Annotated in this window: 25 protein-coding genes; 6 read left to right on the forward strand and 19 right to left on the reverse strand. The window is 50.9% G+C overall.

All coding sequences use genetic code 11. From position 1 onward, the window contains the following. The first annotated feature begins 286 nt into the window (after positions 1–286). Positions 287–1,189: an EamA family transporter gene (locus J4645_RS19785; protein WP_000535970.1), complete on the forward strand. Its 903-nt coding sequence runs from the start codon at positions 287–289 to the stop codon at positions 1,187–1,189. A 42-nt stretch (positions 1,190–1,231) separates the two neighbouring features. Here the strand turns inward: J4645_RS19785 and J4645_RS19790 are convergent, their stop codons facing one another. The 8 genes from J4645_RS19790 to dagR all read right to left on the reverse strand — a co-directional run bounded on the left by J4645_RS19790 (position 1,232) and on the right by dagR (position 9,930). Next, a complete protein-coding gene (locus tag J4645_RS19790) occupies positions 1,232–2,161 on the reverse strand; it encodes an Rpn family recombination-promoting nuclease/putative transposase (protein ID WP_023212123.1) in 930 nt (309 codons plus the stop codon). Between the two features lie 235 nt (positions 2,162–2,396). Next, complete coding sequence (locus J4645_RS19795; protein ID WP_023212122.1) at positions 2,397–3,140, reverse strand: 2-dehydro-3-deoxy-phosphogluconate aldolase; 744 nt, start codon at positions 3,138–3,140, stop codon at positions 2,397–2,399. Next, entirely contained in the window at positions 3,127–4,236 is a 1,110-nt protein-coding gene (dgaE, locus tag J4645_RS19800; RefSeq protein WP_023214554.1) for a D-glucosaminate-6-phosphate ammonia lyase, read from the reverse strand. The genes J4645_RS19795 and dgaE overlap by 14 nt, the downstream gene beginning before the upstream one ends. A 3-nt stretch (positions 4,237–4,239) precedes the next feature. After that, positions 4,240–5,100 carry a PTS system mannose/fructose/sorbose family transporter subunit IID gene (locus J4645_RS19805; protein WP_001526325.1) on the reverse strand — a complete coding sequence of 287 codons (861 nt, stop codon included), beginning with the start codon at positions 5,098–5,100 and terminating at the stop codon, positions 4,240–4,242. Beyond that, the gene (locus tag J4645_RS19810) at positions 5,097–5,846 is read right to left on the reverse strand and encodes a PTS sugar transporter subunit IIC (RefSeq protein ID WP_000380259.1); all 750 of its coding nucleotides are present in this window, start codon (positions 5,844–5,846) and stop codon (positions 5,097–5,099) included. Before J4645_RS19810 ends, J4645_RS19805 begins: the two co-directional genes overlap by 4 nt. 145 nt (positions 5,847–5,991) lie before the next feature. Continuing rightward, positions 5,992–6,477: a PTS system mannose/fructose/N-acetylgalactosamine-transporter subunit IIB gene (locus J4645_RS19815; RefSeq protein ID WP_001284295.1), complete on the reverse strand. Its 486-nt coding sequence runs from the start codon at positions 6,475–6,477 to the stop codon at positions 5,992–5,994. Positions 6,478–6,487: 10 nt separating this feature from the next. Beyond that, entirely contained in the window at positions 6,488–6,913 is a 426-nt protein-coding gene (locus J4645_RS19820; protein ID WP_000214106.1) for a PTS sugar transporter subunit IIA, read from the reverse strand. A 218-nt stretch (positions 6,914–7,131) separates the two neighbouring features. Next, positions 7,132–9,930, reverse strand: coding sequence for a transcriptional regulator DagR (dagR, locus tag J4645_RS19825; protein ID WP_001252680.1), 2,799 nt, complete (start codon positions 9,928–9,930; stop codon positions 7,132–7,134). Positions 9,931–10,126: 196 nt separating this feature from the next. On the opposite strand from dagR, the gene J4645_RS19830 reads away from it, so the two are divergent. Continuing rightward, positions 10,127–10,420: a YicS family protein gene (locus tag J4645_RS19830; protein WP_000824213.1), complete on the forward strand. Its 294-nt coding sequence runs from the start codon at positions 10,127–10,129 to the stop codon at positions 10,418–10,420. A 105-nt stretch (positions 10,421–10,525) separates the two neighbouring features. Next, positions 10,526–11,908 carry a glycoside hydrolase family 1 protein gene (locus J4645_RS19835; RefSeq protein WP_023214553.1) on the forward strand — a complete coding sequence of 461 codons (1,383 nt, stop codon included), beginning with the start codon at positions 10,526–10,528 and terminating at the stop codon, positions 11,906–11,908. A gap of 59 nt (positions 11,909–11,967) precedes the next feature. Here the strand turns inward: J4645_RS19835 and nepI are convergent, their stop codons facing one another. Next, positions 11,968–13,161 (reverse strand): purine ribonucleoside efflux pump NepI, encoded by a 1,194-nt coding sequence (nepI, locus tag J4645_RS19840; RefSeq protein WP_001004800.1) that lies wholly within the window; start codon positions 13,159–13,161, stop codon positions 11,968–11,970. Positions 13,162–13,376: 215 nt separating this feature from the next. Between nepI and J4645_RS19845 the strand changes: the two genes are divergently transcribed. The 3 genes from J4645_RS19845 (at position 13,377) to J4645_RS19855 (ending at position 15,007) form a co-directional block, all read left to right on the forward strand. Next, positions 13,377–13,736 (forward strand): type II toxin-antitoxin system RelE/ParE family toxin, encoded by a 360-nt coding sequence (locus J4645_RS19845; protein ID WP_023214552.1) that lies wholly within the window; start codon positions 13,377–13,379, stop codon positions 13,734–13,736. Beyond that, positions 13,720–14,043 carry a DNA-binding transcriptional regulator gene (locus J4645_RS19850; RefSeq protein ID WP_001274841.1) on the forward strand — a complete coding sequence of 108 codons (324 nt, stop codon included), beginning with the start codon at positions 13,720–13,722 and terminating at the stop codon, positions 14,041–14,043. Before J4645_RS19845 ends, J4645_RS19850 begins: the two co-directional genes overlap by 17 nt. Positions 14,044–14,227: 184 nt before the next feature. Further along, positions 14,228–15,007 carry a hypothetical protein gene (locus J4645_RS19855; RefSeq protein ID WP_000353909.1) on the forward strand — a complete coding sequence of 260 codons (780 nt, stop codon included), beginning with the start codon at positions 14,228–14,230 and terminating at the stop codon, positions 15,005–15,007. A gap of 27 nt (positions 15,008–15,034) precedes the next feature. Here J4645_RS19855 and J4645_RS19860 read toward each other — a convergent pair whose 3' ends face one another. The 10 genes from J4645_RS19860 to uhpT form a co-directional block, all read right to left on the reverse strand. Further along, entirely contained in the window at positions 15,035–15,196 is a 162-nt protein-coding gene (locus tag J4645_RS19860; protein WP_000343619.1) for a hypothetical protein, read from the reverse strand. 161 nt (positions 15,197–15,357) lie between these two features. Then, positions 15,358–15,627 carry an HPr family phosphocarrier protein gene (locus tag J4645_RS19865; RefSeq protein ID WP_000621026.1) on the reverse strand — a complete coding sequence of 90 codons (270 nt, stop codon included), beginning with the start codon at positions 15,625–15,627 and terminating at the stop codon, positions 15,358–15,360. Positions 15,628–15,636: 9 nt separating this feature from the next. Beyond that, entirely contained in the window at positions 15,637–16,497 is an 861-nt protein-coding gene (locus J4645_RS19870; protein WP_001131798.1) for a class II aldolase, read from the reverse strand. Positions 16,498–16,559: 62 nt separating this feature from the next. Further along, positions 16,560–18,044: an FGGY-family carbohydrate kinase gene (locus J4645_RS19875; protein ID WP_023213165.1), complete on the reverse strand. Its 1,485-nt coding sequence runs from the start codon at positions 18,042–18,044 to the stop codon at positions 16,560–16,562. Continuing rightward, positions 18,037–19,395, reverse strand: coding sequence for a PTS galactitol transporter subunit IIC (locus tag J4645_RS19880; protein ID WP_208209009.1), 1,359 nt, complete (start codon positions 19,393–19,395; stop codon positions 18,037–18,039). The genes J4645_RS19875 and J4645_RS19880 overlap by 8 nt, the downstream gene beginning before the upstream one ends. A gap of 75 nt (positions 19,396–19,470) precedes the next feature. After that, positions 19,471–19,758, reverse strand: coding sequence for a PTS sugar transporter subunit IIB (locus J4645_RS19885; protein WP_000041396.1), 288 nt, complete (start codon positions 19,756–19,758; stop codon positions 19,471–19,473). Then, positions 19,755–20,228 carry a PTS sugar transporter subunit IIA gene (locus J4645_RS19890; RefSeq protein ID WP_001152234.1) on the reverse strand — a complete coding sequence of 158 codons (474 nt, stop codon included), beginning with the start codon at positions 20,226–20,228 and terminating at the stop codon, positions 19,755–19,757. Before J4645_RS19890 ends, J4645_RS19885 begins: the two co-directional genes overlap by 4 nt. Before the next feature lie 17 nt (positions 20,229–20,245). Continuing rightward, entirely contained in the window at positions 20,246–20,989 is a 744-nt protein-coding gene (locus J4645_RS19895; RefSeq protein WP_000854957.1) for a GntR family transcriptional regulator, read from the reverse strand. 352 nt (positions 20,990–21,341) lie between these two features. Continuing rightward, a complete protein-coding gene (locus J4645_RS19900) occupies positions 21,342–21,794 on the reverse strand; it encodes a DUF1198 domain-containing protein (RefSeq protein WP_001519640.1) in 453 nt (150 codons plus the stop codon). A gap of 192 nt (positions 21,795–21,986) precedes the next feature. Next, on the reverse strand, positions 21,987–23,378 hold the full coding sequence (gene uhpT, locus J4645_RS19905; RefSeq protein WP_000879181.1) for a hexose-6-phosphate:phosphate antiporter: 1,392 nt from the start codon (positions 23,376–23,378) through the stop codon (positions 21,987–21,989). Positions 23,379–23,397: the final 19 nt, after the last annotated feature.

Genomic DNA, 23,397 nt, shown 5'->3' on the forward strand with positions numbered 1-23,397 from the left:
GCGTTAACTTGCCAGATGATTTACGTAAAAGTGACTGTCCAACATATTACTCCTGCATGAATTTGCGCTTATTATAGTCAGTCAATATGTTCTGTAAAGTGCAAAGGCGGGGATAGTGACGATTTGTTTAAGTTTGTTTGATATTTTCTATGACAAAAAAATGACAATATTATGTCAATAACAGGCTCGTCTGAAATCATTAAACAATAAATTCCTGCTTAATGCCGGCGATAGCTCTGTTATGATGCCTGCACGTAAAAAAATAAAACAACATGACGAGGAAAAAATGGGTTCCACCAGAAAAGGGATGCTAAACGTCCTGATTGCCGCCGTATTGTGGGGGAGTTCAGGCGTTTGCGCGCAGTACATCATGGAGCAAAGCCGTATGTCGTCACAGTTCCTGACGATGATACGTTTGTTATTCGCCGGGCTGATACTGGTGACCTTCTCCTTTATGCACGGCGATAAGATATTTTCAATTCTTAAAAACCGCAAAGATGCACTGAGTCTGCTGATTTTCTCCGTGGTGGGCGCGCTCACCGTTCAGCTAACCTTCCTGCTCACGATTGAAAAATCCAATGCTGCCACCGCGACAGTGCTGCAATTTTTATCGCCGACCATTATTGTAGCGTGGTTTGCATTAGCGCGAAGAACACGACCAGGCATTCTGGTCTTAACCGCCATTCTTACATCGCTTATCGGCACCTTTTTACTGGTCACTCACGGCAATCCAACATCGCTGTCGATCTCTTCAGGCGCGCTGTTCTGGGGTATCGCCTCCGCATTTGCCGCCGCCTTTTATACGACCTGGCCTTCCAGACTAATCGCCCAATACGGCACGCTGCCAGTGGTCGGCTGGAGTATGTCCTTTGGCGGCCTTATTCTGCTGCCCTTCTACGCTAAAGAAGGAACGCACTTTGCGGTGAGCGGCAGTCTGATTCTGGCCTTTTTCTACCTTGTGGTGATCGGTACGTCGCTGACGTTCAGCCTGTATTTGAAAGGCGCGCAACTGATTGGTGGCCCCAAGGCCAGCATTTTAAGCTGCGCGGAACCGTTAAGCAGCGCCCTGCTGTCGCTGCTGCTGTTGGGGATTAGTTTTACCTTGCCGGACTGGCTGGGCACGCTGCTCATTCTCTCGTCAGTGATTCTGATCTCCCTCGATTCCCGTCGACGCGCGCGGGCCGCTTAACGCCGTTGATAATCACGATGACCGGGCGGAAGAGGGAAAAGTTTAATGGCGCTTTGCCTTAATCTCTTCGTCAGAAAGCCCGGTAATCATCAGCACCATCTCTCGCTCGATCCCCTGTTCCAGCATCGTATGCGCAATACGCAAGGCCTCCTCCTGCTTACCTTGATGTATACCTTGTTGTACGCCTTCACGCTTACCTTTTCTGCGCCCCGATTCACGTATTCTGTCTACGATCGTCATTAATCTCTCCTTGTGTTGGGGAACACGACGCGCCACCTCGCGGATAAACTTGCCAAAACGAGGCGTGCTGCCATGCTGTATTAGCAAATAATTAAACAGCGCTTTTAGCTGACTGTCATTAGCGTTTCCCGTAATCAGAAGTACCGCTAAGCGCTCGACCAATCCCATCAGGTCGCGCTGACGTATATGCTTTTGTACCAGCTCCAACATCGCGATACGTCGATGCTGCATAATCTCGTTATCCGGCACCACCGTAATGTCTACCAGTGGAAATGCCGTCGCATAAAGCTGACGCGCCAGTGCAGGATCGTCAAACTCATCCAGCCAGCACAGCGAAAAGGGATACGGGCTTTTCGCGCCATGGTAAAACAGCATGGGAATCACCAGCGGTAACGTTTTATGGCCAGCATCCAGATGGCGCTGCATCGCGGCAGTCGCGTAACGCATTAACCGGAACGCCATATGCGCGTCCGGCGTACTCTGATGCTCTATAACGACATAGATATAACCTTCGCCTTCACACGTTTTTAGCGACCAAAGGACGTCGGAATAAAACGCGCGTAAATTTTTCTCGATAAAACTGTCCGGCGCCAGTTTCAACGTCGTCAGATCGCAACGTATTCTTAGCGAATGGGGAAGATGAATATTGAGAAAATCCCGCGCGGTATCCGGATGACGTAAAAACGTTTTGAATACCGCATCATGGGGCGTAGACGTGGGGCTTTTTTTCATGGCGATCCGTCACCTGAGGAATAAGATGACGCCACTGTACTCGCCAAAAATACAGACAGCATTCAGGAAAATTTACCCCTGCGAGGAGGCTCGAAAGGGAATCACTGACGGCTGCAATACGTACATTTTTGCCCAGCCTGCTACGCATTATCGCCCGATAGCGTAACGCTAACCGGGCCTACAAATACACGTCATCTGTAGGCCAGGTAAACGCAGCGCTCTTCGGCGATAAATCTCACACCAGCGCTTTGACTATCTCCATCAACCGAATGATGTTTTCGGGGCGCGTATTGCCGGTTTGCGGATCGATAATCGAGCTGTAAACATGCGGCATGACGCGCGGCACGCCTGCTTCCAGGCAGGTTTGCAGGATAATACCGAAATTATCCAGTGAGATACCGCCGGTCGGCTCGATGAGCGTCATGCCGTGGCGGGCGGCGGTTGTCGCCAGCGCATAGAGTTCCGGTAACGACTTTTCGCCGCCCATCGGGAAAAACTTCGCCGCATGTGCGCCCATATCCTGCATCATGCGTACCGCCGCTTCACAGGAAACGCGGGCTGGCGTTCCCTGGCTGCTGCTGACGCCGGTAGAAATCACCACCTCGCCAGGCGTTCCCGTCGGGCTGACCAGGGCGTTAATATGTGTTTGCTCGCCGCCTGTCGCCGCCAGTGCGCCCGCTGCGAAGCCGCTGCCGGTAAAGGTCTGGTTGACATGGGCCGGGTGAGTATGGGCGGCAATCATCGCCGCTTTGTAGTACTGCGCCGGGTCGCCTGCGCCCAGCCCCACCGAGATAGACGGCACCTCCGCCATCCAGCGTTTCACCTCCGGTACGCCCTCTTCTACCGTAGCGAACTGCGCGGAAAGTACGCCAATGACCGCATGGCCTTCGGCGGCTTCATAGATAGCCTTCGCGTTGGCGATATCCTTTGCCAGCACGTTAATCGCTACCCGCTGACGATAAAAATTAATCTGCTGCATGTTCTACAATCTCCCTGAGTCGCGCCACAATCAATGCCATTTCCCCTTCGGCTACCGTGCGTGGATCGAGGCTAAAAACCCCCTGATGAAGCTGATATTTGCGGGCGTAAATCGCTATCTCGCCGCCGCGCAACTGCGCTTCGACGTCCTGCGCGTTCAGCCCCAATTCTGATGCGTTCACCCGCACACGAATACGCCAGATTGCACGCCCGGCCTCATCCTGTTCGATATCGGCATAAAGCCCATGGATGGCGGAAATCGCTTCCGCGACCGGCTGTAACTGTGCTGCGGTCACGGTCGTCTGGCCCTGGTGGTAATTCTCCAGCGCATACACCAGCCCAACCATGTTTTCCTTGCCGATTTTCATTGCCCTGGCAATCCCCTGGTGCTGCGCTTTGCAGGCGGCAATCCACGTTTTCTTACCAGTGATAAAGCCGGAGGTTGGCGCATTAAAGGCTTTCGCGCCGCTATAGATAACCATATCTGCGCCGCTCGCCACCCAGCCGCGCAAATCCTCTTCCGCCGCGGCATCGACAATCAACGGCAGGTGGTTGGCCTGCGCCACCTGTACAAAATCGTCAATGCTCAACATGCCTTTCTGTACGCAATGGTGTGATTTCACATACAGTAGCGCGGCGGCCTTTTCGCTAATGGCGCTTTCCAGTTGCCAGCGGGCCGCCAGATTGCTCGACCCCACTTCCACTATGCGCCCGCCGCCAAGACGAATGGCGCTGGTGACTGGCGCGCCGTAGTCTACATTATGCCCGCGCAGCATCACCACCTCATTGGCCATACCGCTACTGTCCGGCATCAGGGCGACGCGCGCCCGATCGCCGTGGGTGATAGCGGCAGCGACGGCAATGGCAATACCCGCCGAGGCGCACGAGGTGATATAGCTATCTTCAGCACCCGTATAGCGCGATACCAGTTCGCCGGTTTTTTCCACCAGCGCGTCAATCTCGACGAAAGCGGAAGCCGCGCGCGCGGTGGCCTGCATGACCTCCGGCGCGACGCTTGAGACGCCCAGAATGGTCATTTTGCCGCAGGCGTTAATGACCTTTTTCAACCCCAGTTGTTGATAGATATTCGGCGTCATGATTTACAGCACTCCCAACAACGAACAGACTATGCTCAGTGCGACAATCGACAGTAAAATGGTGGTGTAGCGCGGCCCTTTTTTTACCAGATAGAAGTAGATGGCGAATACCGCCGCCAGTGGCAGTAAGCCCGGCGCGATAGAGTCGAGGATCTGCTGAACCACCACTTCAGATCCTTTCAAGGCGCTAATTTTTAACGGCGTGGTGATTTTGACGTAGCTGGCGGAAAGCGCGCCCATCATGATCAAACCCAGCACGTTGGCCCCGTAGATCAGTTCTTTGATTCGCCCCCCTTGCAGCAGGCCGATAATCGAATCACGCCCCAGCGTATATCCCTTGTGGACCATACCGTAGCTGATCGCCAGGGTGATCGCCGGGTAGAGAATCAGCGGGATAATACCGCCCATCGCGCTGCCATTTGCCGCGAACGGAATAAAGATCGCTATCAACAGCGGCATCACCGCCGCCCAGATAATCGAATCGCCCATCCCGGCAAGCGGCCCCATCAGGCCAGTTTTAATGCCGGTGATAGACGAGTCGTTAATCGGCTCGCCGCGCGTTTTTTGTTCTTCCATGGCAATAGAGATGCCCTGAATCACCGCGCCGAAGGTCTGCTCGGAGTTAAAGAAGTTAAGGTGGCGTTTTAGCGCTTCTACCTGCTCCTCTTTTTGTGGGTAGAGTTTTTTGATGATCGGCGTCATCGAGGCGCAGAAAATCAGGCTCTGTAAGCGCTCATAGGAGCTGGAAACCTCGGCGCCCAGCCAGTAGATAAACCAGGCTTTGGTGATATCTGCTTTGGTCAGCGCCCCGCTTTCCCGCGCGCGCTCAACCAGTTCATGCTGCATTACGTCACTGCTCATCATGCTGCTCCTTCATTTTTCGCCAGGCCTTTAATCAGGAAGGCGACACAGGTGCCGAAGATGGCCATCGCCATGATGTCGACCTTGAGGTACAACACCGCGAAGAACCCGCCGATAAACCACGGCAACAGGCTCTTTTTACCGATCACCATAATGGTGATGGCAAAGCCCAGCGCCGGCAGAATGCCGCCCATGATTTCAAAGGAGTGGGTTAACCAGTGCGGCATCAGTTTAAGGAAACTTTCCACCACATCCTGGCCAAAGTAGTTAGCGGCAAAGACCACCGGGAAGCGCAGCACCAGCCCCAGCAATGCCGGGTAAAGAAAGGCGCAACGCATGATGCCCGCCATGTTTGCCGTTTCCGCGTGTTTATCCGCCATATGCACCCAGGCGGCGTTCAGCGTGCGCCTAAGCTGATCGAGAAACACGCCAATCACGCCAAACGGGATTGCCAGCGCGATCGCCAGGTTTGGGTCCATACCGGCCTTCACCGCGATAGGAATGGAGATACAGGCCGCCAGCGCCGGGTCCGACGGCACGTTGCCGCCCGGCGTTGAGGTCACGCCCAAATAAACGAGCTGCATCCCTGCGCCGATGATCATCGCGGTCTGCATATTGCCAAGCAAAAGCCCGACAAATACCGCGATCACCACCGGTTGTAACAGCATCGCGGAGAAGGTGTAGCCGAGGCGTAAACGGGCAAACCAGTAATACAACCCCATCAGGCTTGCAAAGAGTAAGGTATCCATAATGTTATCCTATACACTTCATCCTTCAGGCTGCCTCATTGTTGGCTGCCTTCGCTCACCCCAGTCACTTACTTTAGTAAGCTCCAGGGGATTCACTCAGTTGCCGCCTCGATGCATCCAGAATGATTTTGTGTCTATTAAAGGGTTAGAATTTTTTCAGGATATCGTCGAGCGGCTGCGGCTTATCTTCCGGGATGGTCTGGAAAAATACCTGAACGCCACGGTTTTTCAGGTCGTTAAGAATGCCGACGTCTTTTTCATCCAGCGTAATATTCTGAAAAACCGCCTTGCGGTTTGGCCCGCCGCCGAGACCGCCAACCTGAATGCGGGTAACGTCAAAGCCCAGTTGTATGGCGTCCTGCACCGCCGCCAGTGAGGGAAAAAGCACCAGCACGTTACCGTCGCCAAGCTGATTTTCTTTCCATGCGGCGGCAAAACTCTGGTTGCCGAAGCAATCCACTTTGATATTTGGCGGCGCGGCCATCAGGTAGATATTTTTCATAAACGGATCGGCATCCAGTTCATCACTCACAACGGCTATCCGGTTCGCCTGAGATTGTCCGACCCACTTCGTGACAACCTGCCCATGAATGAGACGGCTGTCGATGCGGCATAAAACGATATTGGCCATGATGTTTTCCTTAGAGTGATTGTTGTAGCTGACGTACATGGGCGACCACATCCAGGCAGCTACTGCGCCCGGCCTCAACTAACTCATCCACGCAGGCGGTTAGCATCCCTTGTTCGCGCCTGTCCAGCGCCTCCAGCAGTAGCGACGCATTCAGTCCGGCAATCACCGCCACCGGATAATCGGCGCTTAGTCGCGCCGCGACGTTGGACGTCGTGCCGCCGACAAAATCTGTCAGGATCAGCGAGCCTTCCGGCAGCGTTTTCACCACGGCCTCGACGCGTTGATAAAACTCGCCCAGCGTATCGACAGGCATTAGCGCGATTTCCGTCACGCCTTTAATTTCGCCCGTGACCATACGCAGGCTGTTGCAAAGCGGTTGTCCCCAGCCGCCATGCGTCAGCAGCAGGATGTGGGGCAACGGTTGTGTGGTAGTCAAAATGGCCTCCTGGCGCAATTACATGAGGACACCGGCATATATTGCCCGGTGGCACTGCGCTTACCGGGCCTACAGGACACTCCCGGTAGGCCGAATAAGGCGTTTACGCCGCTATCCGGCATAACGCATCATCAGAAGAGCAAAGGTTGTGCCAGAATTTGTGTCACGCGAGGAAGAAGAAAGGTCTGGCGAGGCGCGAAGCCCCGCCAGTAAAAGGATTAGCTATAGAGCAGTTCGTAGATATAAAAATATTCCGCATCCGATAAACGGATGGCGTAGGCGTCTTCGATCGGCAGAAAAGCGGATTTGATGACACTAAACGCGCGCGCGTCCAGATTCGGCTGACTTTCCAGCGCCATCTGTAACGGTTTTCGGTTAATCACAATACGCTCTACCATACAGCAGCAGTGGATCAGGAAGCGCAGTGTCACCTGGCGGCTTGGTTTCAGGGAAAGCGAAGACGTCAGATGGTTAAAAACGCCCTCCATCTCTTTCAGAATACGCTGCGGGTTAAGCACGGAAATATGGTTGATGATGCTCTCCATCGTTAGCGCGCTGATAAAGCGCATCGCGCTGCGCTCCATCTCCAGACGGCGTTCAGCGTTGGACAGATCGGGCGTTAACAGGCTCAACACCAGTTCCGGCCCTTGTTCGGAGAAAAGCTCTTCCAGCGAAATAAACGGAATATCCGGCAGCCCCGGCTGGAAAGTGCCGACAATCCCCGCCAGCCGCTCGCTGGCATTCAATGCCTGCTGAACGCGCTCCAGACTACGTACCTCGTTATAATCAAGGATCACCATCCTGGTGTCCTGCGACATCAGTTCGCCAAAGCTCTCCTCCAGCACCTTTTTGATTTTTTCCGCCGTTCCCATGCCGGTAATACAGGAGATGACCAGCACTTTGCCGCCGTTCTCCTGCTGCGGCGTACAAAGCTGGCAGGGGATATTTTTACTCTGCAGGAGCGCCGTCAGCTGTAGTAAATCGCTGGTTTCATAGCTTAAATCCAGCCCGACTTCCAGCAGACTGGTCAGCGTGATGTTCGGCATGAGCAAAACATCTATCTGGAATAACTTACTGATCGTACTGCCGAAATGGATCAATGAACCGATGTCCACCAACAGGATAAGCCGCCGATATTGGCGGGTTTGAATCATTTGGGTCAGCGTTTCCAGCGTGTCATGCACCGACTGTTCAAACGGCATGTCGATGGCGCTGAACAGCTCGCGCTCCAGCACACGGTTGACATATTGCGCCTGACTGGTGGCGGTGGTCGCGCCGTGGGCGATCAAAATGACCCCGCAGTCGGGACTGGCATCGATGCGCTGACGATAATGGCGGCACTCTTTCAGGAACAGGCATAGCCAGACCACTTCCGTCGCCGGACACTGAATATGCAGCAGTTCGTTGATTTTCCGACACAGCAGCGCGGCGTTGTCATATTCGTCTTTGCAGCGATCCAGGATCAAACTGGAAGAGTAAAGCTGCGGGATCAGGCCGCGCTGCACGTAGCCTATCAGCGCCAGGAAGTGTTTACGCAGTGGGTTAACCAGATTTTCCGGCAGCGAAAAGCCCAACACCTGCTCTACGCAGCCAATCAGCAGCGTCACGCGCTCTTCAATCTGGTCGCCATAGCGCGGCGGATGCGCCACGCTGTCGCGGCTGTAGAGACCGTATTCAAAAATCGAGCTGAGTTTATTTTTCAGGATCGCCAGCGTCTCCGCCGGGGGGACGTTACTGTTGCGCAAATTAACATATTCGCGCGTCAGGAAGCTGTAAAAGAGGTCGCTCTCTTCAATTTCCGCCCCGGTCGCCAGCGACGTCTTCAATGCGGGCAGCGTGCGCGCGTCTATATTTAGCCGCGCTTTACCGTCAAACAGAGTATCCACCAATAGACGCTGTTCCGGCGTCGGGTTAACCGACATCTCCGCCAGCCGTTTATCCAGCTGTAGCGTGTCGTTATGCTCGGTCATTCCCGATGCCCACGCCTGAGCGCAAAGAAACTGAATATCGCTTTTTAGCTGACCGATATTGCCTTCCAGGGGTTTATTCAGCAACCAGAGCAACAACGGTTTATCAATGCTGACCGTGCGTTCTATTTTGCGGCTTTCCCGCTGTAAGAACCCCACGATCAGTTCGATCTGTTCTTCAACGGAGCGCTGGCGAATGCCCGGCAAATCAATGCATACCTGAATACGCCGCTGGAAAGTACGTAACAGCGCCGACCCGACCGGCTCGGTAGTGGCGCAAATCAGGCGTACCGAAATTGATCGCGGCTGGCTGCTCACGCCGAGCGGACGGTACTCGCCTTTATCCAGAATAGAGAACAGCTTTTCCTGCCCTTCATAAGACAGACGGTGCACCTCGTCCAGCAGCAGATAACCACCGTCCGCCTGCTCCACGAGGCCTGTTTTATGTTCATTCGCGCCGGTAAATGCCCCCTGCCGATGACCAAACAGATGAGAGGAGAGCAGTTCCGGGTTATGGGCGTATTCCGCGCAGTTAAAGTAGACCAGCGGCGGGATAACGCCGCTCGCCTGTTCACAGGCGAAACGGTGCATCAGTTCCGCAAAAAAGGTTTTACCGACGCCGGACGGCCCGGTAAGCAGAACGTGTAAACCGTGCGGATAGAGTACCGCCGCACGGCCTTTTTCTACCGCATCACGCAGGCTACGATCGTAACCAATCAGGCTGGTAAACGGATCGTCGGGCGCGTAATGCTCTTCATGCGGTAGCACATCCGCCACCGTTCGCACCTCGCGTTCAGACTCTTCCAGCTGTCGTCCCAGCAACGTTTCCAGCGCCTGGCGATGCAGAAAATAGACCGGGCGGCCACGGCTTTTGATTGCCAGGCCGTCATTCCATAACTGATTGAGATCTTTGCTGACGGAGTTACGCGCCAGCCCAAGATTGAAACCTATCGCCTCCGCCGTAAACGCCGTCTCCTGCGCCAAATCGGCAAGACATAGCCCGCGCGTCAGCCGTTCCAGCTCTCCCAGTACGATCTCAATACGTCTCATTACACTACCGCTTACGAAATAAAAGAGTGTTCAGAACATACACTATTCTGCCACGCAAGAAAGTGAAGGCGCAGCGAGAAACCGCCTTCCCACTTTTGCCTGACTTCAACGCCAACGGATAACACGCCCCGATGAGTGAACGTCGCACGGTCTACACTTACTCTTGAAAAAGTGCAAACCGATAAGGATACCGTTTATGAAACGAAAAACGCTTCTGCTTATTGCCGCGCTTGTCGCGCTACCGGGCGTCACGTATGCCGACTCTCCGTTTAGCTCACTCCAGTCGGCGCATGAAAAAACCACGATTTTAAAGGATTTGCGCAAAATGTGTACGCCCAAAGGCGCGCTAACCGATGAAGCCTGGGAGAAAAAAATCATGGCGAGCGAGGGGAACCAGCAGCATATTCGGGAGGCGATGATCGCGATAGAGCGCAACAATCAGCATAACTACTGGCAGGCTCTCGGCAAGGTGGAATGCCCGGAGATGTAGCACACCTTTTCCGTTTTTTGGTCGCGAAAATGCGGACTGTAACCGGTTTCTGTTCGCCAAAACCGCGTATTCTGGAGCGAATTTACGCGATCAAGGAGCACGACAATGCGATACCGTTTTCCCGATAACTTCTGGTGGGGCAGCGCCTGCTCAGCGTTGCAAACCGAAGGGGATAGTCTGAATGGCGGTAAAAGCCAGACCACGTGGGATGTGTGGTTCGAGCGCCAGCCGGGTCGTTTTCATCAGGGCATCGGTCCAGCAGAAACCTCAACGTTCTATCGCCACTGGAAGCAAGACATCACGCTACTGAAACAGTTAAAACACAACAGTTTTCGCACCTCGCTAAGCTGGGCGCGGCTCATTCCAGACGGCGTAGGCGAGGTGAATCCACAAGCGGTGAGCTTCTACAATCACGTCATCGACGAGCTACTGGCGCAGGGCATCACGCCGTTTATTACGCTGTTCCATTTTGATATGCCGATGGTCATGCAGGAGAAAGGCGGCTGGGAAAATCGCGACGTCGTAGAGGCGTTTGGTCGGTACGCGCAAACGTGTTTTACCTTGTTTGGCGACCGCGTGAAGCACTGGTTTACCTTTAACGAGCCGATTGTGCCGGTGGAAGGCGGCTATTTGTACGACTTCCACTATCCCAATGTGGTGGATTTTAAACGTGCAGCCACCGTGGCGTACCATACCGTGCTGGCGCACTCGACCGCCGTGCGCGCCTGGCGCGCCGGGCGCTACGACGGTGAAATCGGCGTAGTGCTGAATCTGACGCCGTCCTACCCACGCTCGCAGCATCCCGCCGATGTGCAAGCCGCGCATCATGCGGATCTGTTATTCAACCGCAGTTTTCTTGACCCGGTATTAAAGGGAGAATACCCGGCGGACTTGGTGGCGCTGCTGAAAACCTATGATCAGTTGCCTGCCTGTCAGCCAGGCGATCGTCAGCTTATTACCGACGGCAAAATCGATTTACTGGGGATTAACTATTATCAGCCGCGCCGCGTGAAATGCCGTGATACGGCGGTGAATCCGCAAGCGCCATTTATGCCGGAGTGGTTATTTGACTATTACGACATGCCGGGGCGCAAGATGAACCCTTACCGCGGCTGGGAAATTTACGCGCCCGGAATTTACGACATCATCACCAACCTACGGGATAATTACGGCAATCCGCGCTGTTTTATCTCCGAAAACGGGATGGGCGTTGAGAACGAGCAGCGTTTTGCGCAAGCGGGACAGATTCACGATGATTACCGGATTGACTTTATTTCTGAGCATCTTAAATGGCTGCATAAAGGCATTAGCGAGGGCTGTCACTGTCTTGGCTACCACATGTGGACCTTTATCGATAACTGGTCATGGCTGAACGGCTATAAAAATCGCTATGGTTTTGTACAACTGGATTTAGCCACCCAAACGCGCACGGTGAAAAAAAGCGGAGAATGGTTTGCCGCTACCGCAGAGCATAACGGTTTTGATTAAGCATTTATTATTGCCGGATGACGACTAACGTCGTATCCGGCCTACAAATGGCAGAAATATCAACTCATTGGCGTAATACGGACTTTCGCCGCCACGACTAACGCCGTCAACAGCATCAGTCCGCCGGAAAGCGCCAGCGGCGAAAGGAGCCCGAAATTGTCGAGCGCATAACCGCCCACCGCCGCGCCACAGGTATTTGCCAGTTGAATCACCGCGACCTGGATGGAACCGGCTTTTTCCGCCTGATCGGCAAGGGAACGAGTGATCCACGTTGACCATCCCACCGGCACCAGCGCAAACGCCAGTCCCCAGATAATCGCTATGACCGCCGCCACGGTTTTGTCGCTTCCCCACACAATGAGCGTCAGCGCGCTCAGCGCCAGTAGCAGCGGCGCACCGGCCAGCGCCAGTTTTACCGAACGTTTCAGGACATAAGATGAGAAAGAAGTGCCAACGAAGCTGGCAATACCAAAGCTTAGCAACACCAGCGTCAGACCATCAACGTCAAAGCCCGCCAGATTCATATAGACCGGGCGAATATAGGTAAAGAAAGCGAACTGCCCGGCAAAAGACATAAAGATGGCGATCATCCCGGCCATCACGCCAGGGCGTTGCAACAGGCTAAACATATTCTGTTTCTGGTGAGAAGGTTCGCCCGGCAGCGACGGCAGTGATTTCACCACCCAGATGACGCACAGTACGCCCATCACCGCAGCGGCGTTAAAGACATTACGCCAGCCAATAATACCGCCCAAAAAACTGCCCAGCGGCGCGGCGATCACTAACGCGATGGAAACCGCGCCAAAAATCACCGACAGCGCTTTCGGCACGGTACGCGCGGGAACCAGTCGCATGGTCAGCGACGCCGACATCGCCCAGAATCCGCCCAGCGCCAACCCAAGACAGGCGCGGCCCAGCAATAGCAGCGTAAAGCTGTTGGCAAAGGAGACCATCAGACAAGAAGCCGTCAGCAAAACGGCGAACAGAATAACGATATAACGCCTGTCGGTCGCCTGAATAATCTGGGTAATGAACAGGCTGGAAAACATCGCGACAAATGCCGTAACGGTGACCGACTGACCGGCGACGCCCTCGGAGATCCCCAGATCCTGCGCCATCGGCGTCAACAGACTAACGGGCAAAAACTCAACGGTAATCAGGCAGGCGACACAAAACGCTACGGCAAAAACGGCTGACCAGTTAGGCCTGGCAACCCCATCAGCGCGGAATTTTTCTGCGATATTTTCATTCATTGTGGTTACCTGCGTCGTTTTAGTGCGGAAAATCCACGCAGTGTAACATTACAAAATGTGATCTGATTAACGTTTTAGCAACTGACATTGTTGCGCTGCATTTTGCGAGGCTGGTCGAGCGTTGAGAATTATCTTCTCTCGCTGCGTGCAAAACCAAAAGGTAAGACATAGTGTATCACCTGGTGCTATACTTTAGATTACAGGATGTCAACCTGATGCGAATCTTCAAAACCAGGTGGTTTAACAGAGAAGCGAAGTCCCACACGATAAAAGATGACGAGTTAAGCGAAGCCATCAACGCCGTACTGCAAGGAAAAGCAGATAATCTTGGCGGCGGAGTTTATAAAAAACGTCTCAATCAAAATTGCGATCGCGCAATCGTGTTGGCAAAGGGAGGCGAGCATTGGTTTTACACCTTCCTGTATGCCAAACAGGATATGGCCAACATTAGCTATCGCGAACTCGCGGGTTTCCGTGAGTTAGCAAAACACTATGCTTGCCTGACCGAAGATCAGATAACGGCACTCATTAATAACAAAGAACTGGTAGAGGTGCACCATGTCAGCAAAAACTAAATTCAAAAGCCCTGCCTTTGAAGCGATTCATAGCGCGGCATCTGGATTATTTAGCGTGGATGCCATTCCCCAGGAGACAATGCGCAGTTTTGACACGGCCTGCTTAAGCAGCATCAAAGACCTGCAGCCACTTGAAATAAAAGCGTTACGAGAAGAACTCAACGTTAGCCAGCCGGTTTTCGCTCGGTACCTGAATACCAGCGTATCAACGGTTCAAAAGTGGGAAAGCGGCGCCAAGCGTCCCAGCGGGATGTCACTGAAACTACTTAATGTTGTCCAAAAACACGGGCTAAAGGTGCTGGTATGAGGGTTTTACCGATGGTCTGTTAAGGCTAAGTCGGATGTCTGGGGTTGGGCAAAGTTAAAATGTCCGCTAAGCGCCAACAACAGACGCTGCTCACTTTATCAATCATCGGGAAAGATTAATGAGTACTATAAGTTGTTAATCGACAGTATCATGGTTTTATGAATCAATTGATAGGCGTTATGACATGGATATTAATGAGTTTCCACCGGGAGTAATGGAACACCTTGGCTGGTATGTGTATCGATTAATTGATCCCAGGGACGGAAGTACCTTCTACGTGGGGAAGGGAAAAGGCAATCGTGTATTTGCTCATATGCGCGGTGAGGTTGCAGCAGTGGATGATGATGAGTTACTTAGTAACAAGCTCAAGCAACTTCGAGAGATAAGATTAGCTGGTCTTGAGGTCATTCATGTTATTCACCGACACGGTATAGCTGATGAAAAGACCGCTTACGAGGTTGAAGCCGCCCTTATAGACGCCTACCCCGGTTTAACTAATATCATGAACGGTGCTGGCAGTAATGAATATGGCGCTGCACACATCAAAGAGTTAATCGCCACGTACCAACCTGAAACAATTGTATTCCAACATAAAGCCCTGATGATCTCTGTTAACAGAAGTTCAAAAGATGTGGACCTTTATGATGCCGTACGTTTTAGCTGGCGGGTCAGCGTTGAGCGTGCCCGTAAGGCTGAAGTTATATTGGCTACAGTGAAGGGAATCGTAAGGGGTGTATATGTCGCTGATGAGTGGCTCAAATCTACCCGTGAGAATTTCCCAGAGATATCCTCATGGGATGAAGACGAGGAGTTTGAAGCTACTCAAAATTCCCGCTTTGGATTTCGAGGAAAAGTAGCGCCACCTGCGATAGCACAGCTTTATCTCGGTAAAAAGATTCCAGAGGATCTTAGAAAGAAAGGTGCGATGTCTCCTGTGAGATATTCTCCTGGTTTCGATTCCTAAAGAGTCTGTCAGTAATTCTGTATAACTTTAAAGGTGATCGCTCAGGTGGTCACCTAACTTGAGAATAAAACGACTCACCGCCAGTTTTGGATCGGCATACTCCATTTTTTCGAACGTAGCAACAATTTCGCGCGGGGTCATCCCTTTAGTCAGTTCCGCCGCAAGGGCTTTGAGTTTCTTTTCGTCCATAATTTGCCTGTCCCGTTGTTGAAATGAGCACTTCAACAACGGGTAATTAAACAAATTTAATAACAGTCTCAGACGGGATTGTTTTCCGGGTGGAGACGATTCATACGATAATGAGTGCAGGAAGCCTCTACAACTTCCTGCGCTGTTTGACGGGAATTGCACTATACTGACTCACCAAAGCCATCAGCAAATGCAGATTTTAATTCATCCATAAAAGCCAGTTCATCCTGTCCATCACAAATTAAATCAATCATTGTGTTTCCCTTTACGCCAGCCCCCAAAATACTCATCATTCCTTTAATGGGAATTTCTTTGTCATTATTAACTAGCGTTAATGAAGACTGGTATTTTTTGACAATTTTCGCAAGCGTAGCGGCTGGCCGCGCATGAAGCCCCGTACTGTTCATAACGCGTACTTTTTGTCTAATCATATATTTTCCTTAAGAGACTTTGCGGAATGCTGAGTGATTTTTATTCATCATCTTAATTTTAGAATAAACATCATCCTCAACTGCCTGTTTTGCGTTCGCCATGACACGCGCCAGATTAGCCTCGTTGTTATTATTTACCCAAGCCTTACCAACAGTAGTAATAAAGGCTTTGCGCAAATCACTCGCAATATTCACTTTGGCTACTTTGTAATTAACAAAGCTGCGAAGAATATCCGCGTCAATACCAGAACCTCCATGAATAACCAAAGGTACCGGACTGACAGACGCGATGCGTTGTAATAGCGGGATATCAATGCGTGGGATATCTTCAAGACCATGTACATTACCAATTGACACTGCCAGCATGTCGCACCCTGTCTCCTCAACAAAGCGCTGAACCTTCTCAGGTTCAGTTTTGCAGTCAGCCTCGCTGACATGATCATCTTCCTTACCCAGAATAGCGCCTAATTCCGCTTCGACGGGAACACCAAATGATTTACAGAAATCGACGGCTTCTCGGGTAAATGCAATATTTTCTTCGAACGGTAGCGCCGCGCCATCAATCATTACTGAGGTAAATCCGGCCCGGACAGCCTGCTTAACATCTTCCAGAGTTTTCCCATGATCCAGATGCAGGCTGACAGGAATATCCATTTTATCGGCATGTCGCTTAACTATTTCATAAATGTAATCGTAACCTGAAAGCTGTGCATTAGTAGGAGCAATTTGAATAAAATTGGGCAATCCGGAACGTTCTATTGCATTAAGAATGGAAATTGTTGTCTCCAGGTTCGTTGTATTAAATGCACCCGCAAGGACATGTTTTTCCTGAATACAATTGAGCAGGATCCTACCATTGACTAAAGGCATATTAACTCCAGATATTTATGTGAGCAGTGTAAGTAAATTATCGAACTATTGAGTTATCACAATTATTCACCAATAAGCGCCCCTTCTTGCCGCAGTTTAAATTGGTAAAATGACAGCCATTGCTGCTGATATATTTTCAACTTTGCAGAACGAACCGCGTCAGGAAAATATCGCTCAGCCACAGGAACAGTCGGGGGGACAACATTCGGACAGGCTATCAACAATGCTCCAAGGGAGACGGTTTCATCAAAAGCAATGGCCTCAATTGGACACTGGAGGATGTCAGCCTTCAACTGGAGCCAGTATGGGTTTTTCACCGCAGGGCCAATGACTTTTACTGTCCTGCCCGCCGGGATATTAAAGCACCCGTGACAGTGTGCAAACTCCATCGCCAGGCCAATAAAGACACTCTCAAGCAGAGACTCCGGAGGAAGTGAATCCGTCAGACCAAAAAGCAGGCCACGAGTGTGCCGATTTTTATTTGGCGAACCCGAGCCCCGCAAATGAGGAATAAATACCGGCACATGCTCGACAGACCAGGAAGGTTTGAGGTATTGCTCCATGGCTTTTTCCAGGCCTGCGCTTATTTCCTTATCAGTTAAACGAAAGGTTTTTTTCACCCATTCAAGCGCATAACCGCCGACAGGCAGAGAAGCGAAAAGCGTGAAAAATTCACCATCGGAGTAACAACCATTTGCCAGCTTATCCCTGCGAGCCTGCACATCAAGCGTTGGTTGTGTATTCAGCAGTAAAATACCCTCTGTCGTGCCGGTAGAATTCAGCACATCGCCCGGTTGCAGCTGTAATGCGCGGGCACCGACCATATGATCGTGCCCGGCCAGGGTAACTTTTACCTCATGAGAGAAGCCCAATTCCTCTCTAAGCGTTGCCGTCACCCATCCGGCCACTTCACCTGGCTTTATCAACGGAGCCAGTACACCGAACGGTATGCCGAGAATCCCGGCAGCATTACGAGACCAGGTACGGCGAGCAATGTCCAGACACAACGTTCTACTGGCCAGGGATATTTCCGTCTTTTTCGCACCTGTCATTCGCCACAACAACACTTCTGGTGCATGTAACCAGCAGATATCTTTTCTTTCATGCAAGGAGTAGTTATCAAGCAACCATCTCATTTTAAATGCTGAGTAATTACTGTGAGGTGGCAATCCCGTTATAGAATACAGTTCTTCAGCCTCTGCCTTGCTTAATGACGAGAGATAAGATTCACCACGTCGATCATACCAGGCCAGCATCGGGGTAAGAATGACGCCCTCCTTATCCACAAAGACACCAGACTCACCGAAACTCGCAATACTGATATTTTTTACCGGAAACGGTACTGAAGCCACCAGTTCAGCCATTACCAGTCGCAGTGCCTGCCACAGCGCTTCGATATCGAAATCTACCTCGCCTTTGTCCGACGATATTATTGGCGTCGGAAACTTGCGGACTTCCAGAACTGACACGTCATGACAGGAATAACAGCTGACTTTGCAGTTAGTTGTGCCAATGTCAATGACAAGCGCTGCGTGGTAATCAGGCATAGACCGTTCCTTTTGTCAGGCGAAAAACACCATAAATAATCAGCGCAAGCACAGGAATCAGCCCGATAGCAATAATATTTCCGTTGAATATTTCAAGCAGCCAGAAACGGAAGGGGTTACCGCCATCAAGGAAGCTTGATACCTGACCACTTGACCCCTCAGCCATTTTGAAATTGACATCCTTAGCCATACTGGTAATAAATGGCGCAATTTTGGTCGCAATCCACAAGTCGGCGACAATAACAGGAATTGCGGTTATCACAGCCCGGAAAATATTGCCACGACATGCCAGTACAATCATGGAAGCCATGACTGCCAGGTTCGCAAGGTCTCCGAGTGGCAGGACTTTATTGCCAGGAAGAAGGAATGCAATAAAGACAGAGATGGGTGTCAGAATCAGTGCTGTAGATATAATGGCTGGGTTACCTACTGCTACCGCGATATCCAGTCCGATAAAGAGATCATCACGGCCAGGATATTTGGCATTCAAATATTTCTTAATGGCTTCAGACAGAGGTAATAAACCTTCCATCAAAATTCGTACCATACGCGGAAGAATGAACATGACACCGCCAATGCTGATCCCCAGCAATAGGATATGTTTAAAGTTATACCCGGCAATGATGCCCAACAAGACCCCCAGAATAGTCCCCACCATCATAGGCTCGCCGAAGATTCCCATTTTTTTCTGAACGTTTTCCGGATCAATATGAATACGGTTAACGCCAGGGATTTTGTCGATAATTTTGTCGAACAGCAATCCAATCGGAAAGAAGACGACAGATGACAGGGTCGGAAGTGAAATACCTTCCAGACCGAAGTACTTTGCCACTAATGGCGCAGACCAGTCCGCCAGTTTGAGAACCACGATCGCGGCAATAGCGGCTGCGGACAGACCCAAAACAAAACTCCCTGTGCTGTAGTAAACCAGCGTTCCAGCCAGGGCAAAGTGCCAGTAGTTCCACATGTCGACATCAACAGTACGTGTCTTATTCAGGGCCAGCATGGCGACATTAATCAGCATCGTCAGCGGAATGACAAAGGGTGCGATTGGTGAGCCCCAGGTAATTGCGGCCAATGGTGGCCAGCCTAAATCGACAACAGGAAGGCTAATACCAGTTCGCTCAACCATTGCCTGTGCAGCCGGGCCTACGTTGCTGGTAAGTATGTCAAAGATGGCATAAATTCCGACAAACCCTATTCCGACAATTAACGATGAGCGAAGTGCTTTAGCGGGTTTTACTTTGAAGAACAATGCCAGGAAAAAAAGGACCAGCGGCAATAAAACCGTTGGGCCAAATCCCAGGACATATTGCACAACGGTATAGAGAGTATGTGCTATATCATTCATATCCGACCTCTTATTCAGATGTGACCAGACCTCGCGTTAGCGCCTGGGTAATTTATCTGTTTTTTATTTATGAAATCAGGCTTGGCCTTTAAGGATTGAAACTATTTTTTCAAGAACTTTATCTTCACCTACTCCGGTAATGATTGGCAGACCACTAACAACCGGAATATCCAGTTCATAAGGAACTTTCGTTGTTGATACAACCAAAGCTGCACCATCGGTATTGTTTGGCAATGAGGCTACATTAGTTTGTGAATAATTAACATCAAGTCCATTGTCTTTACAATATTCCATTACTTTTTCTGCCACAGCCGTGGAAGTAGCAACACCCGTTGCGCAAACAAATAGTATCATTTTACTCATACTTCACCTCTTTCAGATATGCGTGTGTAAATTGACTGATAAATTTCATCATCATTCATGACCAGTAACTGCTGCATAAAATCCTCATCCTGGATCACATCCATAATCCAACCCAGTACGTTGAGCTGCTTATTGCTTTCACCTAAAGCAAGCATAAACACCACCCTGACAGGTACGGGATCTGGTTCCCCGCCCATATCTTCGAAATTGACGGGTTCTGCCAGTATTCCAACGCTAATGGCGTTTTGGCGAACATACTTGTGATCGGTATGTGGAATAGCGACACCTACAGGCTCAACCGGTAGACCCGTTGGAAAATTCTGTTCTCGCGTAATGACGTGATCGGCAAAATCAGATACAACCATACCATCGTTAATTAACGGACTGGCAAGAGCCTTGATTATGTCATTCTGACTCACCTCTTTAGGGAGGTGGCGAACATAATGACGGCGAAAATGAATATCCTGCATAGATTCCTCTTTGCTAGTTAGGCATCCAGGCGCTGTAAAATAGTGCCAAGATAATATTTATTACCTTTTAACCAGACGTTACCAAAATCAATGGCCAATCCACTAGAGAAAAATACCAACTGTTCCAAATGCAAAACAGGTGCGTCTTCACCAATATCAAGATAATGGCCTCGCTCATTACCAATTAATTTGGCTGCGTAACGGCTTTCAGAAAAACTTATTTTCTTATCAGATAATCTTTCTATTGCTGAAAATAAATTCTCCCTGGTAAAATCTACATCAATAATACCGGGGCAGAGATCAATGTTGATACGATTTTCAATCAACATGACTTTTTCATCGCCAATACAACGAAGGCGTTTAAGAAATAAAACATCTTGTCCCGGTTTGATACTCAGTTTCTCTGCTACAAAGCGGTTAGCGGGCTCCAGTCGGGAGGTTATAACACTGGTTGTGAAGTTTATCTTCTGGCTGGCTAAGGCTTCAGCAAAGGAGAGCAAACCTTCACCCAGTGGGTAAGCAACATTTTCCTTCTTTACGAAAGTTCCTTTACCCTGCACTTGCACAAGAACACCTTCCCGGACAAGTTGGTCAACCGCTTTTTTAACGGTACCGCGACTCACCTCCAGCATATCCATGATTTGAAACTCTGAAGGTATCCGGTCATCCTCAACTAATTCTCCGCTATAAATACTTTCCCTTATCCACTCCACAACCTGTTGATACAGTGGGATGTGTGAACTTTTACTCAATGTTTTCATGGGGCGCGCCTAAACATTTAGAGTTGTCTATAGACAATCATGTACAACTTCGAGTTTATGATAAGAAATTTTGAGACAGGAGGTATGGCAAGGAGTCACAGTTTTAGTGTTCAAAACAAGATCACATTTCCGTGATATATGTCACGGAAATGATGAGCTATAAGTCTCTGACGTTTTGGCATCGTTAGCGGTTATTCGGTGCGTTACTTCTGTGGTTCACCCTTAGCAAATACGCTGGCGGCTACGCTTTATTTGGCTAACGATGAATCGCGTCTCCAGGCCGTTAATCGTGGCTCGCCGCCCTTGCCAGCCTCATTCATCTCGTCTTTTGTTAACGAGATAGTGAAGAGTATCAATGCAGCCAGTGGACACCCTCTTCCGGCTGAAAAAAGGCGTTATAGCGCAGTTGAAACGCGTTGATCTCCTGCATATCGGGTTCCATTTCGCGCAAAAAGCCCAGCGCCAGCCGTACCTGCGTATCGGTGATCGGCGCAGCTAAACGCGCTTTTTGCAGCAACCGATGCCACCGCTGCAAATTCTGATCGCCGCCATCGACAATCACCATTTGCCAGATCAGTAATACCTGAGCGGCATTTTGCAAATGCGATTCATCAGGGCGATGCAGATACTGTAAAAACTCACCGCCCGCCGTTTTACCCATCTGATCAATCATCGATTCTATCGGCACTACATCAATATTCAGACGTTCGCTCAGGCGGCGAATCGCCCGGCGGGTATCCGATGTCAGCACCCGAAAACCCACAATAAACACCACCACAAACGTGGCCAGAATCAACCAAATCATGCGCACATCCGTCACCAAACAGGATGCCCATCATAACGGTAAATTTATAACTGTCGACGTTCTGGCCTGTCAGGATGTGATTTATTAACGCCTGTCTTCATTTACGCCAGACGCCGGATGTCCTGTCTGACGAACGCAAGGCATAAAAAAGCCCGGCGTTAAGCCGGGCAAAACGTTACCAAATGCACACATTTAAGCGATATTGACTTGCTGAATTTTTTTCTCACGGCGGATTTTGCGCTCTTCCATCACGGCGACCATCGCCATCAGGCAGATACAGCCGATCGCGGCGGCGTCCAGCGCGGCGAAGGTGCCCGCCCAGCCGGTCAGACCAAAAACGGGGGTACCGTCGGCAATCATGCCCAGACCCAGCTTGGCAAAGCTATCGCCGATAAGATAAGCGAAGGTTCCCTTGATACCGTCCGCAGCGCCGATGGCTTTTTTCGGTACGAAACCGACTGCCGCCACGCCAATTAATAGCTGCGGCCCAAACACCAGGAAACCGAGCGCGAACAGCGAGGCCAGATAGACATACTGGTTGCTGGCGTGCTGGTAGACGCCGAGGGTGGCGATGATTAACGCCAGCGCCACACAGGCTACCAGCGCACGACGACCGTTCGCCAGGTCAGAGAGCCAGCCCCACAGCAACGTGCCGACCAGCGCGCCCACTTCGAACAGGGTAAAGCCCTGAATCGCCACCTCTTTAGAAAGTTTCAGTTCCTGGAAGGCGTAGACGGTTGACCACTGGTCGATACCAATACGCACCACATACAGGAAGATATTGGAGAAGCACAGCAGCCAGATCACTTTGTTTTTCAATACATATTCAACAAAGATCTGCCACTTGGTCATTTCGTTTTCTTCAGTCTCTTTATCCTCTTCGCTGATCTCTTCGCCGAACAGTTCTTCAGCTTTACCCAGACCGTAAGACTCCGGGGAGTCGCTGCCAAAACGCAGACCGATAAAGCCAACAATCAGCGCGATAATCGACGGGAAGATAAACATGCCGATGACGTGACCGTCGAACAGGTAGTTGGCGCCGAACAGCGCCACGCCTGCCGCGCCCGCGCCGCCGAGGTTGTGGGAGATATTCCAGAAGCCGAGAAAGGTGCCGCGTTTACGACGCGGAGTCCATTTGGTGATGGTCGAGTAGCTGCACGATCCGCCGGTACTCTGGAAGAAACCGCTCAGGGCATAGAAAGCGATCATCAGAAACAGACTGGTTGACCCCGCGCCCATACTGGCGCTGAAGCCGAGCATACAGATAGCGGAGAGGATCAACATAAACGGTAGAAACTGCTTGGTATTTTTACCGTCAGCGTAGTAGGAAACCAGCGTTTTCCCCACGCCGTAGGTGATCGAAAAGCCCAGGCCAATCATCCCCAGCTCGGTCATGCTCAACCCGTAGGTAGAGATCATGTCGTTCTGCGCGATGTTAAAGTTTTTGCGGATCAGGTACATGGTCAGGTAGCCGATAAAAACCACCAGATAGGACTGCATGAACGGCTTGAACCACATTTTACGCCGCACATCGAGCGGCAGATCCAGGGTCGGCTTGCGCACCTGGTTTAAGAAGGCCAGCATGGATTACTCCTGAGCTAAT

This window comes from Salmonella sp. 32082101201600294FB01SM01, assembly GCF_017572865.1.
GTDB lineage: Bacteria > Pseudomonadota > Gammaproteobacteria > Enterobacterales > Enterobacteriaceae > Salmonella > Salmonella enterica.

Excerpts from the sequence above, each read along its gene's own strand:
- J4645_RS19785 (WP_000535970.1), top strand. The coding sequence starts at position 287 with ATGGGTTCCACCAGAAAAGGGATGCTAAACGTCCTGATTGCCGCCGTA.
- J4645_RS19790 (WP_023212123.1), bottom strand. The coding sequence starts at position 2,161 with ATGAAAAAAAGCCCCACGTCTACGCCCCATGATGCGGTATTCAAAACG.
- J4645_RS19795 (WP_023212122.1), bottom strand. The coding sequence starts at position 3,140 with ATGCAGCAGATTAATTTTTATCGTCAGCGGGTAGCGATTAACGTGCTG.
- dgaE (WP_023214554.1), bottom strand. The coding sequence starts at position 4,236 with ATGACGCCGAATATCTATCAACAACTGGGGTTGAAAAAGGTCATTAAC.
- J4645_RS19805 (WP_001526325.1), bottom strand. The coding sequence starts at position 5,100 with ATGATGAGCAGTGACGTAATGCAGCATGAACTGGTTGAGCGCGCGCGG.
- J4645_RS19810 (WP_000380259.1), bottom strand. The coding sequence starts at position 5,846 with ATGGATACCTTACTCTTTGCAAGCCTGATGGGGTTGTATTACTGGTTT.
- J4645_RS19815 (WP_001284295.1), bottom strand. The coding sequence starts at position 6,477 with ATGGCCAATATCGTTTTATGCCGCATCGACAGCCGTCTCATTCATGGG.
- dagR (WP_001252680.1), bottom strand. The coding sequence starts at position 9,930 with ATGAGACGTATTGAGATCGTACTGGGAGAGCTGGAACGGCTGACGCGC.
- J4645_RS19830 (WP_000824213.1), top strand. The coding sequence starts at position 10,127 with ATGAAACGAAAAACGCTTCTGCTTATTGCCGCGCTTGTCGCGCTACCG.
- J4645_RS19835 (WP_023214553.1), top strand. The coding sequence starts at position 10,526 with ATGCGATACCGTTTTCCCGATAACTTCTGGTGGGGCAGCGCCTGCTCA.
- nepI (WP_001004800.1), bottom strand. The coding sequence starts at position 13,161 with ATGAATGAAAATATCGCAGAAAAATTCCGCGCTGATGGGGTTGCCAGG.
- J4645_RS19845 (WP_023214552.1), top strand. The coding sequence starts at position 13,377 with ATGCGAATCTTCAAAACCAGGTGGTTTAACAGAGAAGCGAAGTCCCAC.
- J4645_RS19850 (WP_001274841.1), top strand. The coding sequence starts at position 13,720 with ATGTCAGCAAAAACTAAATTCAAAAGCCCTGCCTTTGAAGCGATTCAT.
- J4645_RS19855 (WP_000353909.1), top strand. The coding sequence starts at position 14,228 with ATGGATATTAATGAGTTTCCACCGGGAGTAATGGAACACCTTGGCTGG.
- J4645_RS19860 (WP_000343619.1), bottom strand. The coding sequence starts at position 15,196 with ATGGACGAAAAGAAACTCAAAGCCCTTGCGGCGGAACTGACTAAAGGG.
- J4645_RS19865 (WP_000621026.1), bottom strand. The coding sequence starts at position 15,627 with ATGATTAGACAAAAAGTACGCGTTATGAACAGTACGGGGCTTCATGCG.
- J4645_RS19870 (WP_001131798.1), bottom strand. The coding sequence starts at position 16,497 with ATGCCTTTAGTCAATGGTAGGATCCTGCTCAATTGTATTCAGGAAAAA.
- J4645_RS19875 (WP_023213165.1), bottom strand. The coding sequence starts at position 18,044 with ATGCCTGATTACCACGCAGCGCTTGTCATTGACATTGGCACAACTAAC.
- J4645_RS19880 (WP_208209009.1), bottom strand. The coding sequence starts at position 19,395 with ATGAATGATATAGCACATACTCTCTATACCGTTGTGCAATATGTCCTG.
- J4645_RS19885 (WP_000041396.1), bottom strand. The coding sequence starts at position 19,758 with ATGAGTAAAATGATACTATTTGTTTGCGCAACGGGTGTTGCTACTTCC.
- J4645_RS19890 (WP_001152234.1), bottom strand. The coding sequence starts at position 20,228 with ATGCAGGATATTCATTTTCGCCGTCATTATGTTCGCCACCTCCCTAAA.
- J4645_RS19895 (WP_000854957.1), bottom strand. The coding sequence starts at position 20,989 with ATGAAAACATTGAGTAAAAGTTCACACATCCCACTGTATCAACAGGTT.
- J4645_RS19900 (WP_001519640.1), bottom strand. The coding sequence starts at position 21,794 with ATGATTTGGTTGATTCTGGCCACGTTTGTGGTGGTGTTTATTGTGGGT.
- uhpT (WP_000879181.1), bottom strand. The coding sequence starts at position 23,378 with ATGCTGGCCTTCTTAAACCAGGTGCGCAAGCCGACCCTGGATCTGCCG.